Annotated in this window: 10 protein-coding genes; 2 read left to right on the top strand and 8 right to left on the bottom strand. The window is 45.5% G+C overall.

From position 1 onward, the window contains the following. Window position 1 precedes the first annotated feature (1 nt). Together ilvN and OC443_RS16595 are read left to right on the top strand one after the other, a co-directional pair. A complete protein-coding gene (gene ilvN, locus OC443_RS16600; protein ID WP_073586002.1) occupies window positions 2–496 on the top strand; it encodes an acetolactate synthase small subunit in 495 nt (164 codons plus the stop codon). 121 nt (window positions 497–617) lie between these two features. Further along, entirely contained in the window at window positions 618–1,658 is a 1,041-nt protein-coding gene (locus tag OC443_RS16595; RefSeq protein WP_073584295.1) for an IS481 family transposase, read from the top strand. 348 nt (window positions 1,659–2,006) lie between these two features. Here the strand turns inward: OC443_RS16595 and OC443_RS16590 are convergent, their stop codons facing one another. The 8 genes from OC443_RS16590 to OC443_RS16555 all read right to left on the bottom strand — a co-directional run bounded on the left by OC443_RS16590 (window position 2,007) and on the right by OC443_RS16555 (window position 12,453). Continuing rightward, complete coding sequence (locus tag OC443_RS16590; protein WP_073583223.1) at window positions 2,007–3,275, bottom strand: hypothetical protein; 1,269 nt, start codon at window positions 3,273–3,275, stop codon at window positions 2,007–2,009. A gap of 3 nt (window positions 3,276–3,278) precedes the next feature. Beyond that, complete coding sequence (locus OC443_RS16585) at window positions 3,279–4,340, bottom strand: hypothetical protein (RefSeq protein WP_073583221.1); 1,062 nt, start codon at window positions 4,338–4,340, stop codon at window positions 3,279–3,281. After that, a complete protein-coding gene (locus OC443_RS16580) occupies window positions 4,337–5,989 on the bottom strand; it encodes a PAAR-like domain-containing protein (protein WP_073583219.1) in 1,653 nt (550 codons plus the stop codon). The genes OC443_RS16585 and OC443_RS16580 overlap by 4 nt, the downstream gene beginning before the upstream one ends. Window positions 5,990–6,005: 16 nt before the next feature. Continuing rightward, window positions 6,006–7,100, bottom strand: coding sequence for a hypothetical protein (locus OC443_RS16575; protein WP_073583217.1), 1,095 nt, complete (start codon window positions 7,098–7,100; stop codon window positions 6,006–6,008). Beyond that, window positions 7,097–8,188 (bottom strand): DUF2169 family type VI secretion system accessory protein, encoded by a 1,092-nt coding sequence (locus OC443_RS16570; RefSeq protein ID WP_073583215.1) that lies wholly within the window; start codon window positions 8,186–8,188, stop codon window positions 7,097–7,099. The genes OC443_RS16575 and OC443_RS16570 overlap by 4 nt, the downstream gene beginning before the upstream one ends. A 12-nt stretch (window positions 8,189–8,200) precedes the next feature. Continuing rightward, window positions 8,201–8,668, bottom strand: coding sequence for a hypothetical protein (locus tag OC443_RS16565; RefSeq protein ID WP_073583213.1), 468 nt, complete (start codon window positions 8,666–8,668; stop codon window positions 8,201–8,203). Next, window positions 8,668–10,722 carry a type VI secretion system Vgr family protein gene (locus OC443_RS16560; RefSeq protein WP_073583211.1) on the bottom strand — a complete coding sequence of 685 codons (2,055 nt, stop codon included), beginning with the start codon at window positions 10,720–10,722 and terminating at the stop codon, window positions 8,668–8,670. Before OC443_RS16560 ends, OC443_RS16565 begins: the two co-directional genes overlap by 1 nt. 285 nt (window positions 10,723–11,007) lie before the next feature. Next, window positions 11,008–12,453, bottom strand: coding sequence for a YfcC family protein (locus OC443_RS16555; protein WP_073583257.1), 1,446 nt, complete (start codon window positions 12,451–12,453; stop codon window positions 11,008–11,010). Window positions 12,454–12,902 lie beyond the last annotated feature (449 nt).

Raw genomic sequence — 12,902 nt, 5'->3', positions numbered from 1 at the left:
TATGAGACATATTATTTCGTTATTACTGGAAAATCAGCCCGGTGCTTTGTCTCGTGTGGTTGGTCTGTTTTCACAACGCGGTTTTAACATTGAAACCCTGACAGTTTCACCGACGGATGACGAAACCTTATCCCGGTTGAATATCACGACGAAAGCGACAGATATGAAGCTTGAACAGCTTCAGAAACAGCTGCATAAACTGATCGATGTGCTGAAAGTTCAGGAAGTGACAGAGTTTGAACATATTGAGCGGGAACTGATGCTGGTAAAGGTGAAGGCGGCAGGCGCAGCAAGAGCTGAAGTACAGCGTATGGCTGATATCTTCAGAGGACAAGTTGTTGATGTGACTGCCTCACAATTCACAATTCAGATGGCAGGAACCACAGATAAACTTGATGCGTTTGTCGAAACGATTGCAGATGTAACGGAAGTGATTGAAGTTGCCCGAAGCGGTGTTGTTGGAGTGACCCGCAAGGAAAGATCGTTACGGGCATAATGTAAATTCCCTTATCTGAATTAGTCACAACCTAATCTGACACATCTTCTTGAAAAGTTGAGAGTTACCCGTTTTGATAAAGGTGCTGAATCTTTAATCAAACAAAAAAGAGGTAACTCTCATGCTTCATACTAACAATCCCATTATCAAACACAAAGCGGGTTTATTAAATCTGGCGGAAGAATTAGGCAATGTTTCCAAGGCATGTAAGATTATGGGCGTATCCAGGGACACGTTCTATCGCTATCAGGAGCTTGTCGAGCAAGGCGGAATTGATTCCTTAGTGAATCAGTCCCGCAGAGCACCCAATATTAAGAACCGGGTTGATGAATCTACAGAAAAGGCTGTCGTCAGTTACGCCATCGAATTTCCAGCTCATGGTCAGGCGCGTACCAGCAATGAACTCCGTAAGAAAGGAATCTTTGTTTCCGGCAGTGGTGTCCGGTCGATCTGGCTACGGAATAATCTGGAGAATTTCAAAAAACGGTTGGCCGCTTTAGAAGCCAAAGTCGCCAGTGAAGGAATCATTTTAAGTGAAGAGCAGGTTGCAGCGCTGGAGAAAAAGAAACAGGATGATGAAGTGTGTGGTGAAATCGAGACGCATCATCCCGGCTACCTGGGGTCACAGGACACATTCTACGTCGGTAATCTCAAGGGTGTTGGCCGGATTTACCAGCAGACCTTTGTCGATACTCACAGCAAAGTGGCTTTCGCAAAACTTTATACCACAAAAACACCGATCACATCGGCTGATTTACTCAACGATCGTGTCTTACCGTTCTTTGAAGCCCATCAGCTTCCGCTGCTGAGGATTTTGACGGACAGAGGCACAGAGTACTGTGGCAAAGTGGAGCAGCACGATTATCAGCTGTATCTGGCTATCAATGATATCGACCATACAAAAACAAAAGCCAGACATCCTCAGACAAACGGTATCTGCGAGCGTTTCCACAAAACGATTCTCAATGAATTTTATCAGGTCACGTTCAGGAAAAAGCTCTACAGTTCATTAGAAGAGTTGCAAAAAGATCTGGACGAATGGCTGGATTATTACAACAATGTTCGAACTCATCAGGGAAAAGTCTGCTGTGGGCGGACACCGATAGAGACATTATTGGATGGAAAAAAGATTTGGGCAGAAAAGAATTTAGCTCAAATCTAATCTGACGAAAGCACCGAAAAAATGGGTAACTGTCAGATCAGGTCTGAGCTAGTACACCTTATCATGATAAAAAATACCACTCTTTTGAGTGGTGTTTGCGTTTTTGACCTATTGCACCGTGCCCCTTAGTACTCAAATGATTCGTTCTGTTTGTCAGCAGATGAAGTCTGAGAATCCACGAGTCCGGATGGAGAGGTTATACCAATCGGAAAAATAAACTGATTATCTGAATATGTCTGGTGGAGCAAACTTACAAGGGCATGTATGCTCTTGTCTAAGCGCACATGGATGTCTTGAGCTGTTTGCGGAGCCAGACATATTCAGAGAAAAAACTTATTCAGGATGGTATTAAACCTGCTGAATCCATGCCGGTGCAGTGACATTCGGCATGGGCTGATCCGGACATAAGCGTTTCAGATAAAGTGCTGCTAGTGCCCGTTGCTGCTGGTTGCCTGAAATGAATACCTGTCTGAGACCGGACTCATCGCAGCGCTGACCCGCAAGATAGCGTTGCTCTGGCTGCCAGTTGCTCTGGTTTTTCTGCCACCACTGTTGAATCTGTGCGATATCCGGATAGGGCAGTTCGGGCTCATAAGGCTGGGTCTGATTATCCCGCTGGTAGCGTTGATGCCAGGTTTCTTCCTGTAATTCATCCAGTTGTTTCTGTTTCTCCCGGTCTTCCAGCTCCAGGTGAATCAGGGACAGATCATCTTCTTCCGGATCAATGCCAGTGATGAAGGCCAGTGCTTCGGCGGCCAGCGGGGCCCATTCCGGCTCAGTCATAGATTCAATCAATCGGGGAATAAACTGCGGCAGTCCGGCAATACCAATGGCGTAGAGCTTTAAGCGTTCAGAAATCTGAGCGCTAAGTAACTGTTGCAGCCAGCCGGAAACCTGTTCAGGTGATGCAAGAGAGAAAATCAGCGGCAATAGCTCACGTAAGTTGTCAGTGTCAGTTTTCATCAGAGGTAAAAGCTGAGCCACTAATGTGTCGTTATCCCACGTTTGGTGGCAGTAGGCCACTTTCAGGGTTGCTAACTCAATCGCAGACGAATTTAACCGGATTTGTGGTAAATCACACCGGGTTTCATGGCTCTGAGCTGCAAGGTTTTCCAGTGCCATCAGGACTTCAGGTTCATCTGTACCGGTGATTTTTTCCTGAAGATAAACATCGGCCAGACGGACCTGCCGCAGCTGTGCATATTTCAGTGTGGCCCGCCGTAACCATGGGTTGTTACTAAATCCAAGCTTCATTAAAACATCGTGTAATGCTTCGGGGGGAAACCAGGCTAAAGCAGAAGCCAGCTCATCACTCTGCGCTTCTGTTGTGGCAAGTTCAGCGGCTGCCTGCCAGATCTCTTCCTGCTGGTGTATGATGCCCAGCCACATACAGACAAACAGGTAACCGTCCTCTTCTTCATCAAGCGATTCCAGTGGCTTGTGCCCGTCTGTTTCCGCCAGAGTGATCATCCGCAGATAGCCGTTCAGCCGCTCATCCAGTGTCTTCAGATCGGTGAGACGGAACAAAGGTGACTGAGCGGCCTGATCGCGCAGGTACCATGCAAAGGGGACATCGTGGCAGAGGTGATCCAGGACCTGCTCTGAGTAAATTGCCATGCGTCAGTCCATTTTTGTAATTGAGTTGTGCAGATTTTCGAGAATATCTTCTGTTTCGTCAGCTAGTGTCAACGCTTGAGCGAGGAGTTCACGACCTTCATCCTCAGTGTAATCATTGCAGCCATAAATATTCAGCCATTGGGTTCCATCAAACAAAGCGATTTGATTGTGCTGGTTTGCAAGCAGCAATTTATCGTAGGCACTATACAGGTAAGTTCCGGCCAGATTGCGGAACTGCTCTTCAAAATCATAAAGTTGTGGGACCAGATCATCCCCGATAACGTAAGTATGTTTTTCTGTGCCTGCGAATACCCGGCCCTTATAACAAACCATAGATCGAAAATCGTCTTCTTCTGATTCAGGGCTGTAAACCTGCCATTGATCGCCTCTGCCCCGGGCAACCATACCGTAGCGTCCTGCTATATAGACATAACCATCTTCGGCACAACAAATAGCCTTGCACTCAAATGGTTGGTCACAGATATCGATTGGTGTCCAGTTTTGTCCGTTAAAGTGCCAAACATCCCTGTCATCTCCGGCGGCGTAAATATCTTGTTCTGAAAAGCCATCAACACAATCAAATCCCATACGGGATGTCTGCTCTGCTCCCGGAATATATAGTAACTCATTATTTTCATCCCAGTTATCGGGGCCAGTTCTGCGATACAGTGAACGAGCTGCTGATACACCATAAATAGTGCCATTGATGTTTTTCAGGTGAGTGATACCGGTGTCGTATTCATCCAGTTTGTCTTCAAGCTGTTTGTTTCTACCTAGTCCGTGATAATAAACATTCCCGATATTGTCAGCGACTAAGAATTCTTCGAACTCAGTATGGACTATTCTGGGGAAATACCAAAAGGGATTAAATGTAGATGTTCCCCAATGTTCCAGTGGCTCACGTTCTAAATCATATACGACAAATTTTACGCATCCGGATTCGTCGTGGGCATGTTGGTTATCTGATATTATTTCTGTCAAAAGAAAGCTAAAATAAACAGGGCTGGTAATACAGCAACCGGTTATCTGATAACCTGAAAATACTTCTTTTCCTGATAATTTCATTTGACTGTTCCTCCCTTATTTTTATTTTCTATTCCATCTTGCTGACTATTGTTGTCAGACTTATTGCCTGTTCTCATCTGGGGGAGCATATCGCCACATTGACACTCCTTTTTATAGTATGAGGTCAGTTGGGCTTTGGTACATTTCATTTTACAGCCGCTCTTCTGTCCAATAGCTGAGTGATGGGCTAAAGCGGTCATTTTTATTGCATCCTCCAGAGTAATTGTCTTGTCTTTATTTCTTCTTCTTCCCCGGTGATTTGAGACCCGCTTGTTTAGTGCTGCATGTAAATCACCATGTCCTCCAATTTCGCCATTATTACCTTCAGCACATACTGTAGGTGCCTGAGCATTCTGATAGATAGGATGCTTATCACTTTCTTTTCTTTTTTTCTTACAAGCTTTTTTAGCCCATAGTTCGGGAATGACATGATGCCCTGTTTGTCCCGGACAGCATCCTTTTTGAACAGAAAACTTATCATCTGAAGGATATGATTCACTAATCTTTTTTTTATCTTTACTGATTTTAGAATTATCATTATAAGGAACTAGTAAGCATTTTCTTGCTTTCAAACATTCATTATTTTTTGCATCTTCAGTCATCTGTTTTGTTTTCTTCTTCGTATCCTCCAATGCGTCTTGATATTCTTTTTTATTTTTATGTTCATCTTTTATTTTATCAAAGTCATTTTTTAATTTTTTGTACTCGTCTGTCTCTTTTGATGATTTCGAGTTGTTGTATTTCTTATTATATGAGTCCAGATTTTTAGCCTCTGGTGTTTGTTTTAAATCATCAGAGAATTCACGAAAACCTTTTGCTTTCATCGTGTGCACTAGTAATTTGTTCAAATGTTCGTTAGATATGTTTGCTGTTCTGCATGTTTTGGCAATATAATCAAGCGATTCGCAGATAGCCTCTCCAACATTAATCGCTGCATTTGCTGAGTTTGAAGTTGAATAAAAGGTAGTCTGAATTTCCGGAGGTAACCCACTTTTTGTTTTGAGGCAATCGAGTACTTTAGCTACATTTGTTTTTAATGATTCTATTGCCGGCACAAATTCGAGCTTTTGGCAGTGCTTGTCTTTCCAGGTCATGTTTCTTGATTTGAAGCCACCTTGTTTTCTGTCTTTCTTAAACTTCTCATTGTCATCATCACTGACTTCACACGCTTTTTGTGCCTTTTCTTTCGTACTTTTGCAAGGTTGCCCCTGAGCCTCGCTATCCGCAATAAAAGGCCATGTAATCGTGTTTGCTCCGGAACCATGATTGTGTGTTGTCAGATCCATGTGTCGGGGAAGGTTAAAACCTTCAGCCATGACATTCATCGACCAGCTGGTAAAGTAAGTTTTTCCTGTAATGACACCAGTCACTATAGCTTTGGACTGAGATTGAGTTGCTCCTTCATTACCTGTACTCGTTTTAATGAATGATTTATCTTTGAGAAAAACTGGTTTTTGCCCAATCAGTACGGTTTTAGAACCGTTGCTTAAATCTTTAGCATATGATGAATTTGCATAAGGTATCACTACAGGACCTGTTGGTGGGGTTGGCGGGCTCCAGCAGGGATCCGGGAATGCGGCTGTCGACTTGCCGGAAGATATTTTACAGGCAACTTCTCGCCCATTAGCGAATACAGTATTTTTAGCCATAACATTCTCTTCCTGCTTAGTGTTTGTAAGTCAGAGTAAACGCAGCCCGATCGCTGTTGTCACTACTGAGGTGACATATGGCTTTATCTCCGGGTGCATATCCTTGTTGAAAGCTATCTATCGCCATAGCCAGCATGCTAATACCAACGGCGGCCCCTGTTTCACCAATTCCGGATGCTGGATGCCATAAGGGTTGGTGTGCTGTTTTCGTGGAGATGTTTCTTTCCTGAGCTAATGTGGCTTCCTGAAAGAAATATTGTTCACCAGATACACTGGCAATCCGCACCGGATAATCTTTGAGGCTGTGCCCGGCTTGGGAACAGGCGGTGCGAATTGCTTTGGCTAATCCATCACCTTTACATATATTCTTACTCAATAATGGTGCAGGTTCATCGCCAAAACCGATACCATCGATTTGAATGGCGGGAGAATGATTTTCTGCCAGCCCGACTACCACAATGCCTGCAGCTTCGGCCGGAATAAAACCATCCGTATGTTCATCGCCATTATCATTTGTCAGCAGCCTTTGCTTATTCAATATCGGGTCACAATCCCAGTGGTCGGCCAACATGGCGTTCAGAGTTTGCGGAAATAGCAGGCTATCGACAGACATAATCATCACTTGCTCATAATCGCCTGTCAGTAAAATCTCGTGGGCTTTATGGAGTTGATGAGCAAAACTTGTTCGTCCCTGATAGAAACAGGTAATTTGGTCGCGCAAAAATTTTCCATGAAATGCTGGTAATGTGGCGATAGCATCAAATAAAGCATCGTGCGTCGCAGTTTCTGAAATTAATCCCCCCCGGCTGGTTTCAGGCATTGCAAGTAGTACGGGCATTGAACCATATTTTTTGTCCAGGTTCTCTTGTGCCAGTCTGAGCAGGTGAGCCAGGCGGGTAAAGCCGCGAATAGTCTCATCAAATGGTACCCGGGCTATCGGATAGATACTTGAATATGCACTATTGTGTGGATAAACAAAGGCATCGTATCCCGCCTTTATAGCTGCACAGGTTTCCTTCCAGCCAGTTGCCAGTGGTGAGACAAAGCCTATATCCAGTACCGTAAGAGGAGAGGACTGGCTGATTGAAATACTCTGAATTTTGGGGTTCATGCGATTTTCTTTCCTTTATATGGTAAAAAGACTTTGCCAAGCATTCTGGCCCGGCGCCATGCTTTGGTCGGTGTGCCAACCAGAATAGTTTCAACCTCTTCCGGGCTGCGGCGCAGTGGCCAGTCTGCCCGCCAGACAATACTGAAGCGGTTATATTCCGGTTCAATCATCAGCGTGTCTGCCTTTGGAGAAAGCTCATGTTCCTGACCATCGCCATCAATCACGGCCATATAAATGCCATTTTCGGGGATGTGAAATGTTACTGTCCCACGGGGGCTGACCCCGGTTAATTCGACGAGTTCTCCGCCTTCAAGGTATTTCGTTTGCTGGTCGGGTGGGGCGCACTGATAAAATCGCTCATCGAAATCATCGGGTAAAAACGGCCGGATATTTTCCATCCAGTGTTGATCATAGGTGCCGCCATAGTGAATCCGGGGTTCCCAGTTACGGGCTATCGGGCCGAAAGACTGGGGTACATATTTCCGGTGAGCTGACGTAACCGGTGTATCTGCTTCTTCTGTTTGCGGGCCGGGTCTGCCATCTAACGTTTTTGATGGATGATCGGGCAAATAACCTCGTCCAATTGGGTTGGTCATACAGACCTGGGTTTTTCCTTCATCCTGATGAGTTAAATCGGTTCCGCCAAATGCCAGATCATAGCTGACCTCCTGAGATCTGAATGGTGTTGGATCAGTCAAGCTATGACCAAAAGTGCTTGCTTGCCATTGTCGTGAACCGGTGACGATAAACTGTTTATTGATCTGATTTAATTTCAGCCCGACCCGGACCTGTTTTTCCGCTGCTCCGTTTTGGGCGTGTGCGCAGGCATGCATTATGACATCACAGACAGGCTTCGTGGTGGCCAGATCATTTTCCCAGACCGGTGCACTCAGCCCCGGTTCACCGGTAAACGTGTCAGTTTCCTGAATCGGCAGACTTTGCTTTGTTGCCAACAGCTTTGGTGTCTGGCTGACATCGTCCGGGATCTGCCAGCTACCTTTGGCAACAATCACAATCCCATGCCGGCCGTCTTTATATAAAGCACCGGTATAAGTTGCCTGCAATTTGGATGCGTTATGTAGTTCCATTGTGGTCCTGGGTTAATTCAGTTTGACTGAACCGCCTTTGATGCGGTTGGTTCCGTAAGACTGGCTGCTGACAGACCGGCCCCGGATGTAAACCCGGCCATGTTCATCCAGTTCAATTTTGCTTTTGCCGCATTCAAGGACGACTTTTTGGGTTGCCTTGAGGTGAAGCTCTGGCGCATTTGGCTGATGCAGCAGGCCGGTCACCACCGGTTGGCTGAAATCGTGTTCAATAAAACCAATCACACAGTGGCGGCCAATATCGTTATTACATACCGGTACACAACTGTAAGCATTGATGAGATACTCCAGTTGTGGCAGGTTCAGCCAAAGCTGGTTCTCTTCATCAATGTCCGCAATCACAGCCATATAAGTACATGTCGTATCCAGCGGTGGCTCTGACAGGGTTGTCTGTTGCGTGACCTGATCAAGCAGATCTTCAGTCGTTTCCTGAGACTGATTAGGTTTGGTTGTTCTCTCCATCAGTTTTCTAATACCTTTTTCCCTTTAATCACGACGTTCTGCTTGGCTTTAGTTTTGATTTCACCTTTGCCGGACAGGGTAATATCCACACCTTTCAGGGTAATCGTGCCGTCAGATTTCATCGTCAGGCTGGCTTTTCCTGTCGTCAGTACGATTTCATCCCCGGCGTCATATGCTATTTTCTTTTTCACTGAGGTGGATTTGGAGCCACCGATCTGGCTGGTATCCGATAAACCAACACTTTTGTTTATCGCACCGCCGACACTGACCTGGTAACCTGCACCGATACTGAGTGCTTTACCGGCACCAATTGATTCAGCCTTCGCAATAACGACAGTTTCAGCCTGATTACCTTTGATGGTAACGACTTCATTACTGCCAACTGTCTCTGTTCTGTCATTGCCGATGGTAATGGTTTCGTTATTGCCAACGGTTTCAGTTCTGTCATGGCCAATGTCAATCTTTTCGTCGTTCCCTACATTTTCCGTCCGATCATGCCCTACCTGTGTGGTTTCATCATTATTGACGACATTGTTCTGATCTTTTTGGGCATGCATGAATACTTCTTCCACACCGGCCTGATCTTCAAAGCGGATTTCATTAAAGCCGACCCCCTGATGGGTTTGAGTGCGGATAACCGTGCGGGTTTTATTCAATGGCAGCGGATAGGGCGAAAGATTACTGGCATGATAGGTCCGGCCGGTAATAATGGGTTGATCCGGATCACCATTGAGAAAAGAGATGATCACCTCATGGCCGATACGGGGAATGGCGATAAAGCCATATTGTGTGCCGGCCCAGCCCTGTGCAACCCGAACCCAGCAGGAACTGTTTTCATCTGAACTGCCATAGCGATCCCACGGGAACTGGACTTTGACCCGTCCATGTTCGTCGCAGTAAATTTCTTCTCCGGCCGGGCCGGTGACGGTGGCGATACACGGACCATCCACTTGTGGCTTGGGCTGGATTTGCGCCCGCCAGACGGCATCGCCGGGAATCACGGTAAATTCGTTATGATAAGTGGTGGCTCCGTTGCTGCCATCTTCTTCCAGTGCCTGAGGCTGGGTGCCTGTATGGGTGGCAAAAACTGTCAGCCATTTCCGGTTCATCTCTGCTTCCAGGTGGTCAGTCAGGGTGAATTTCTGCCCGGCCTGAATTTTTGGTTCATCACTGTTACCCGTGACTGTATGCGCGTTACGCCGCAGGTATTCCATCCGGATTTGAGTAAAGGCTTTGCCATTGCCATCATCTTTAAACCGGCCGGGGTGATCAAAGTATTCATAGGTCTGGTTCTGGTAGTCCATCGCTTTTCCATCCACAGTCTGGGTGAATGGGTAAGATGGTTTTTTGAAGCTGTAATCCTGCATTTGTAAGGTGCTGATTTCAGCCTGCTTATGCTCGGTCAGTGATCTGACACACGCGTCGTCTCCCGCACCACCGGATAAAGCGTTATACAGGACCGGAGCACCCTGTTCAGGAAAGCTTTCCGGGTTATCGGTGATGATGAGTGTATGCTTGCTGTCTTCATGGCTGAAGGTATACATCATGCCTTCTTCTGCCGCCAGGCGGTGGAAAAAAGCCAGGTCACTTTCCCGGTACTGAACACAAAACTCTCTTGTCGCAGGCGGGCGCTTCAGGGAAAAACTAAAATCACTGATGCCCATTTCACCCAGCAGTGTGGTGATGATGTCCTGTGTATTCTTTTGCTGAAAAATCCGGCTGTTCTGCCGCAGGGATAATCGTTCAAGTGAAGGGACCAGAGTTATCGCATAAAATGTATGATGATAGCCGGTATCACCTTTACTAAAGCAGCGGATAATGCCATGCACTTTTTGTACGATTTGTCCGTTTTTAATGACTTCCAGCAGTGCTTTGCTATCGACCATTTCATCGGCTGTGTGACTGCTGCTGCGACTGGCAACTTCAATTTGGTAGCGATAGCCGCAAACCGGGCCGGGGGAATCTGAGATGGATTCGTGCCCATGAAACTGACGGACGACTAAGGTTGGATCGCTGACACCATCAATCGTCAGCCTGAAATTTAGTGTTCTCATTTCTGTGTCTCTGCCATGACGGATAGTGACGATCATATAGATTGAGTGAATGGTTTTTTAGCGCTTTGTTTATATGAACTTTGTTTTATTTATTTTGCTGAAGTAATATCATAGATACCAAGTATAAAAATCTATAATAAACTCAATATGCACTCAGATAATAATCATGCTCAATATCATGGATGAACCTATCACTTCATTGGTCATTCCGAATGACTGATATATTCATGGTGTTTATACCCAAACAACCAGAAGATGCAGATTGTTTGGGTATGTATAGCGGGGTTATATCAATGCCCCGATGCTAATCATCACCATCAGGAAGAGGCACAGGATACCAAGGAGCGGTGCCACCCATTTGACCCAGCGGATATAAGGGACTCTGGCGATAGCCAGCCCGCCCATCACGACCGCGGATGTTGGGGTGACTAAATTGACAATCCCGGAGGCTGACTGATAAGCGGTGACGACCAACTCCCGTCCGACACCGGCAAAATCAGCCAGTGGTGCCATAATCGGCATGGAAAGAACGGCCAGACCAGAAGATGATGGCACAAGGAACGAGAGCAGTAGTTCCAGCCAGTACATGACATTGATAAAAATGACGGAAGAGAGCCCGGTAACGATATGTTCAGCTGAATTGAGAATCGTATCGGTGATCATTCCCCGGTCCATGACGACAACAATGCCTCTGGCAATCCCGATAATCAGCGCAACCCCCAGCAGATCTCTGGCACCATCAATAAAGCTTGAAGTCAGTTCTTCTTCACTCATTCCGGCGACCAGTCCGACGATAATGGTTGAAGCCAGAAATAATGCTGAGATTTCTGCCATCCACCAGCCGGAGACTGAAACACCATAAATCATCGTGGCGAATGACAGGGCGAAGATGAGCAGAATCAGTTTTCTTTTGGGCGTAAATTCAAGTAGTTCGTCGTTCTGGTTGCCAAGAAAATGCTGTTTGTTGTCTTCATATTTATCGTAAACGATCGACTGACTTTGGTCCTGGCGGACTTTCCTGGCATATCGCATCACATAAGCAACACAGATGACCCAGCCGATGAGTAAAATCGCGGCCCGAAGCCAAATACCATCGGTAAACGGAATGCCGGCAGCGTTGGCTGCGATGACCGTAGCGAATGGATTGATCGTGGAGCCCAGCGTGCCAATGCCGGCACCAAGCAGAATGGTTGCAGCAGCGACAAGCGGATCAAACCGGGCAGCCATCATAACCGGAACCAGTAAAGAGTAAAAAGGTAACGACTCTTCTGCCATTCCATAGACAGTTCCACCAGCGGCAAATAATGCCATCAGTATCGGAATCATCAGCTCTTCCCTCCCTTTCAGGCGAGCTGTGATTCGTTCAATACCTGCATCAATTGCTCCGGTTTTGGTCACCAGCCCCAGAAAACCACCAATGATCAGTACAAACAGAGAGACGTCGATGGCGGCTGCCTCATAACTGTGATGATCATAAAATCCATCAATCGGTGCGAGCAGCACATCAATGATGCCCTGTGGATTGCCATCTGTTGGTTTATATGTCCCCGCGACAGGTACTTCCTTACCAAGTTCCTGGTTCATTGTCCGATCATATTGTCCGGCCGGAACGATCCAGGTCAGTGCTGCGACAACAATGATCAGACCAAATAGAATAGTGTAAGCAGAGGGGAATTTAAATCTGGTCAGAAATCCGCCTTTATTTCTTTCAGGAACGGTTTGGGTCGTCATATTAATCTCCTTAACATTCAGCAGAGATGTATCTTCTGAAAGTTGATGAATATTAATCAATCTAACTATCTGTTGATTGACTTTATATGCTTATTATATTGGTTTTCGTGTTCAGCTTTATAAGAAGTTAGTGATATATGACTCTGTATTTATAATAGCAAATATATAAAACGTGAATGCTCATCTAAATAACTTTTTTAACTGATATTACATAGATGAGTTTAATTGTAATGATATATTTCATCCATGTTGATACTCACAAAAGTATTAACATTATTTTTTTACCAAATAGATATAAGGGGTAATTAACTATTAATGATGAAAAATTATTCATAAATAAATTTGTTTATGGTTAATGATGGTTGTATTGAAAGCATATGTTATTTTTTGTCGGGAATATTATGCAGAAAAACTGGCCTGATTCAAGAAAACAAATTCAATCTTAAGTT

Source organism: Vibrio quintilis (assembly GCF_024529975.1).
GTDB classification, from domain to species: domain Bacteria; phylum Pseudomonadota; class Gammaproteobacteria; order Enterobacterales; family Vibrionaceae; genus Vibrio; species Vibrio quintilis.
The sequence above is the reverse complement of the archived record's forward strand: the minus strand, read 5'-3'. Positions and strand labels throughout refer to the sequence as shown.

Excerpts from the sequence above, each read along its gene's own strand:
- OC443_RS16595 (WP_073584295.1), top strand. The coding sequence starts at position 618 with ATGCTTCATACTAACAATCCCATTATCAAACACAAAGCGGGTTTATTA.
- OC443_RS16575 (WP_073583217.1), bottom strand. The coding sequence starts at position 7,100 with ATGAACCCCAAAATTCAGAGTATTTCAATCAGCCAGTCCTCTCCTCTT.
- OC443_RS16565 (WP_073583213.1), bottom strand. The coding sequence starts at position 8,668 with ATGGAGAGAACAACCAAACCTAATCAGTCTCAGGAAACGACTGAAGAT.
- OC443_RS16555 (WP_073583257.1), bottom strand. The coding sequence starts at position 12,453 with ATGACGACCCAAACCGTTCCTGAAAGAAATAAAGGCGGATTTCTGACC.
- OC443_RS16590 (WP_073583223.1), bottom strand. The coding sequence starts at position 3,275 with ATGGCAATTTACTCAGAGCAGGTCCTGGATCACCTCTGCCACGATGTC.
- OC443_RS16560 (WP_073583211.1), bottom strand. The coding sequence starts at position 10,722 with ATGAGAACACTAAATTTCAGGCTGACGATTGATGGTGTCAGCGATCCA.
- OC443_RS16570 (WP_073583215.1), bottom strand. The coding sequence starts at position 8,188 with ATGGAACTACATAACGCATCCAAATTGCAGGCAACTTATACCGGTGCT.
- OC443_RS16580 (WP_073583219.1), bottom strand. The coding sequence starts at position 5,989 with ATGGCTAAAAATACTGTATTCGCTAATGGGCGAGAAGTTGCCTGTAAA.
- OC443_RS16585 (WP_073583221.1), bottom strand. The coding sequence starts at position 4,340 with ATGAAATTATCAGGAAAAGAAGTATTTTCAGGTTATCAGATAACCGGT.
- ilvN (WP_073586002.1), top strand. The coding sequence starts at position 2 with ATGAGACATATTATTTCGTTATTACTGGAAAATCAGCCCGGTGCTTTG.